The sequence below is a fragment of the Pseudomonas sp. EB271-G4-1 genome (assembly GCF_058791355.1).
Genome location: NZ_JBYTEO010000072.1, coordinates 1 through 3,808, shown reverse-complemented (window position 1 = coordinate 3,808; position 3,808 = coordinate 1). Strand labels below are relative to the sequence as shown.

3 protein-coding genes are annotated in these 3,808 nt (G+C 61.2%); all 3 read right to left on the bottom strand.

Annotation, left to right across the window (positions count from 1 at the left end):
- Positions 1 to 88: 88 nt before the first annotated feature.
- Positions 89 to 715 (bottom strand): isochorismate family cysteine hydrolase YcaC, encoded by a 627-nt coding sequence (gene ycaC, locus AC3WWR_RS26235; RefSeq protein ID WP_020796367.1) that lies wholly within the window; start codon positions 713 to 715, stop codon positions 89 to 91.
- A 70-nt stretch (positions 716 to 785) separates the two neighbouring features.
- On the bottom strand, positions 786 to 2,624 hold the full coding sequence (locus AC3WWR_RS26230; RefSeq protein ID WP_020796366.1) for an amidohydrolase: 1,839 nt from the start codon (positions 2,622 to 2,624) through the stop codon (positions 786 to 788).
- A complete protein-coding gene (locus tag AC3WWR_RS26225; protein ID WP_020796365.1) occupies positions 2,621 to 3,223 on the bottom strand; it encodes an antibiotic biosynthesis monooxygenase in 603 nt (200 codons plus the stop codon). Before AC3WWR_RS26225 ends, AC3WWR_RS26230 begins: the two co-directional genes overlap by 4 nt.
- Between the last annotated feature and the right edge of the window lie 585 nt (positions 3,224 to 3,808).

Here is a 3,808-nt window from a genome sequence, read left to right as displayed (position 1 = left end):
CGACAGGCCAGACACTGTTGCAGTGTCTGTCAAACCGTTTTCGCGAGCAGGCTCGCTCCCACAAGGTTTAGCGTTTTGGCCGACGTTCTTACTTGGCGGTGAACGTGGTGTAGCTGTTGATCAGGTTGCGGTAGTTCGGCAGACGTTCGGACAGCAGGTTGGCCAGGCCTTCCATGTCGTTGCGCCAGTCGCCTTGCAGCTCGCAGGCCACGGAGAACCAGTTCAGCAGATGAGCACCGGCGGCCGACATGCGGGCCCAGGCAGCCTGCTGCACGGTGGTGTTGAAGGTGCCGGAAGCGTCCGTCACCACGAACACTTCAAAACCTTCGGCAATGGCCGACAGGGTCGGGAACGCCACGCACACGTCCGTTACCACGCCGGCGATGATCAGTTGCTTGCGACCGGTGGCCTTCACGGCCTTGACGAAGTCTTCGTTGTCCCAGGCGTTGATCTGGCCCGGACGGGCAATGAACGGCGCATCCGGGAACTGCGCCTTGAGCTCCGGCACGATCGGACCGTTAGGCCCTTTATCGAAACTGGTGGTGAGGATGGTCGGCAGCTTGAAGAACTTGGCGATGTCGCCCAGGGCCAGCACATTGTTCTTGAACTCGTTAGGCGAGAAATCCTGCACCAGCGAGATCAGGCCGGTCTGGTGATCAACCAGCAGCACAACAGCGTCGTCTTTGTTCAAGCGAGAGTACGGTACGTTGCTCATGAATAAACTCCTTGGTGGATGGTTGTCGCTTGCTGCGCGCGACCAGTAGGTCGGCGCTTATGGGTATTCGTCAAAAAGCAAAGCACGAGCAGCCGAAGGCGCCCCAGAAACCGGCAAAATCACTGACGGGTGCATTCGACAGACGCGCCCGTTCATGGCTGTGCGAGTGCACCGCACAAGGACCGCTGCACTGGTGAACCTGCGCCTGCAGAGGCGAGTTCGGCCGCCAGTGCCCCGGTACTTTGACCACCGGCGACCAGTCCGGCAGCACCGGCACGCTGGCAGGTCCCAGCTTCTCGAAATCCCCGGCGGCATACACCACCTTGCCGCCGACCACGGTCAGTACCGACTCGATCCATTTGATCGCTTCTTCCTCGACGCTGAAAAAGTCCGCGCTCAATGCAGCCACGTCCGCCAGTTGTCCAACCTTGATCTGGCCTTTCTTGCCCTGCTCGGAGGAAAACCAGGCGCTGCCATGGGTGAACAGTTCCAGCGCAGTCTGTCGCGACAAGCCCTCGGCGTGCAACGCCAGGCCACCGACGGTGCGACCGCTGACCATCCAGTACAACGAGGTCCAGGGGTTGTAGCTCGACACCCGCGTCGCGTCGGTACCGGCACCGACCGGCACACCTTCGGCCAACATGCGCTGGATCGGTGGCGTGGCTTCGGCCGCCTTGGCACCGTAGCGCTCGACGAAATATTCGCCCTGGAACGCCATGCGATCCTGGATCGCGATGCCGCCACCCAACGCCCTCACCCGCTCGATGTTGCGGGGGGTGATGGTTTCGGCGTGGTCGAAAAACCACGGCAAACCGTTGAACGGAATGTCACGGTTGACCTTCTCGAACACGTCGAGCATGCGGCTGATGGATTCGTCGTAGGTGGCGTGCAAACGGAACGGCCAGCGCTGCTCGACCAGATGGCGCACCACCGGCTCGAGTTCGTCTTCCATGCTTTGCGGCAGGTCTGGGCGCGGTTCGAGGAAGTCCTCGAAATCCGCCGCCGAAAATACCAGCATTTCCCCGGCGCCGTTGTGCCGCAGGTAGTCGTCGCCCTGATGCAACTTGACGCTGCCGGTCCAGTTCTGGAAATCCGCCAGCTCTTCCTTCGGTTTCTGGGTAAACAGGTTGTAGGCGATGCGAATGGTCAACTGCTGGTCCTTGGCCAACTGCTCGATCACCTGATAGTCGTCCGGATAATTCTGGAAACCACCGCCGGCATCGATGGCGCTGGTCAGTCCCAGGCGATTGAGTTCGCGCATGAACTGGCGCGTCGAGTTGACCTGATACTCCAGTGGCAACTTCGGCCCCTTGGCCAGCGTCGAGTACAAAATCATCGCGTTGGGGCGCGCCACCAGCATGCCGGTGGGGTTGCCATTGGCGTCGCGCACAATCTCGCCACCCGGCGGGTTCGGCGTATCGCGGGTGTAGCCGGCAACCCGCAGCGCCGCACGGTTGAGCAAGGCGCGGTCGTACAAATGCAGGACGAACACCGGGGTATCGGGCGCGGCCTGGTTAAGCTCTTCGAGCGTCGGCATGCGCTTTTCGGCGAACTGGAATTCATTCCAGCCCCCGACCACCCGCACCCATTGCGGCGTTGGCGTCCGGTCGGCCTGTTCCTTGAGCATGCGCAGCGCATCGGCCAGCGACGGCACACCTTCCCAGCGCAGTTCGAGGTTGTAGTTCAAGCCGCCACGGATCAGGTGCAAGTGCGAGTCGTTGAGCCCGGGAATCACGCAACGGCCCTTGAGGTCGATCACTTGCGTGCCCGAGCCACGCAATGCCATGGCCTCGGCATCGCTCCCCACGGCGACAAAGCGGCCATCACGGATGGCTACCGCACTGGCGTGTGGGTTCTCTCGGTCGACGGTATGAAATTGGCCATTGAACAGAATCAGATCGGCGTTCATCGCGTTTCCTTGGGCGAAGTGGATGAGGACAGCCAGGGCGCGAACAAGCGCGTCGCCATCGGCATGAACAGGTACACCACCGACAGCACGATGGTCAGGGTGATCAGGAATGTCGCGACCACGTATTGGGAGAGAAAAGCGTTGAGTTGCAACAACGGCCCCCAGAGCAACGGCACCAGCAAGGTATGCGGCAGAATCACCAACAGCGTGACCACGGCCTGCTTCCAGCGCGGCGGCGGCGAGCCCGTCTCGGCCTGCGGGGCGAACCAGAATTCGTTGACCGGATTGACCTCGGTCTGGTCGCCGTCGGCCAGCATCGGCGTGGCTTCTTTGACCAGCGCCTGGCGTTGCGGCGAATCGAGCCAGCGCTGCATCGCGCTGGGGGAACAAAAACGCAAGACGCAGGTGTACATGTCGAGGCCGGCGTTCTTGCCGCGCATCACATCCACACCCAAGTGCCCTTCCTGCTGTCCGGCGACACTGACAATATTGCGCAGCCAAGCCTCGTAGGGCACTTCAAAACCGGCTTTGACCCGGTGTTTGATAACCAGGGTCACGACCTCCTCGAAAGGCGAGTCGGGCACGTTGGAATCAGGCATGACGCAGGGCTCCGGCGAAACGATAGGGGGGGCGAACAGACAACCACGGGAGCTGATCACCGCTATTGAGTTGGATAGTGCCGTTGCGGAGAAGAAAAAAATTGAATGTACGTGCTGTCTTTGCGAGGGGGACGCGCAGCCACGGGACAACAGGGGTCGTTGTGGGCGCGCGCTTGCTCGCGATGGCGCAGCGTGTCAGTGAATATAGCTGTTGAATGACGAACCGCATTCGCGAGCAGGCTCGCTCCCACAGAGGGTACGTGTACATCTGCAGGAAACAGGTCAGCTGTAAGGTCGCCTTCGCAGGCAAGCCAGCTCCCACAGGGGGTGGGTACAACTGCTAGATATATTCCGGCTGGCAGGCCGCCTTCGCGAGCAGGCTCGCTCCCACAGAGGGTACGTGTACATCTGCAGGAAACAGGTCGGCTGAAAGGTCGCCTTCGCTGGCAAGCCAGCTCCCACAGGGGGTGGGTACAACTGCCAGATATATTCCGGCTGGCAGGCCGCCTTCGCGAGCAGGCTCGCTTGTATGGTAGGACTTGAAGGGAGGAGGAGGGACAAGGCTCGATTCTGACTGTTGACGCA

Coding starts and splice junctions, on each gene's coding strand:
- ycaC (WP_020796367.1), bottom strand. CDS start 715: ATGAGCAACGTACCGTACTCTCGCTTGAACAAAGACGACGCTGTTGTG.
- AC3WWR_RS26230 (WP_020796366.1), bottom strand. CDS start 2,624: ATGAACGCCGATCTGATTCTGTTCAATGGCCAATTTCATACCGTCGAC.
- AC3WWR_RS26225 (WP_020796365.1), bottom strand. CDS start 3,223: ATGCCTGATTCCAACGTGCCCGACTCGCCTTTCGAGGAGGTCGTGACC.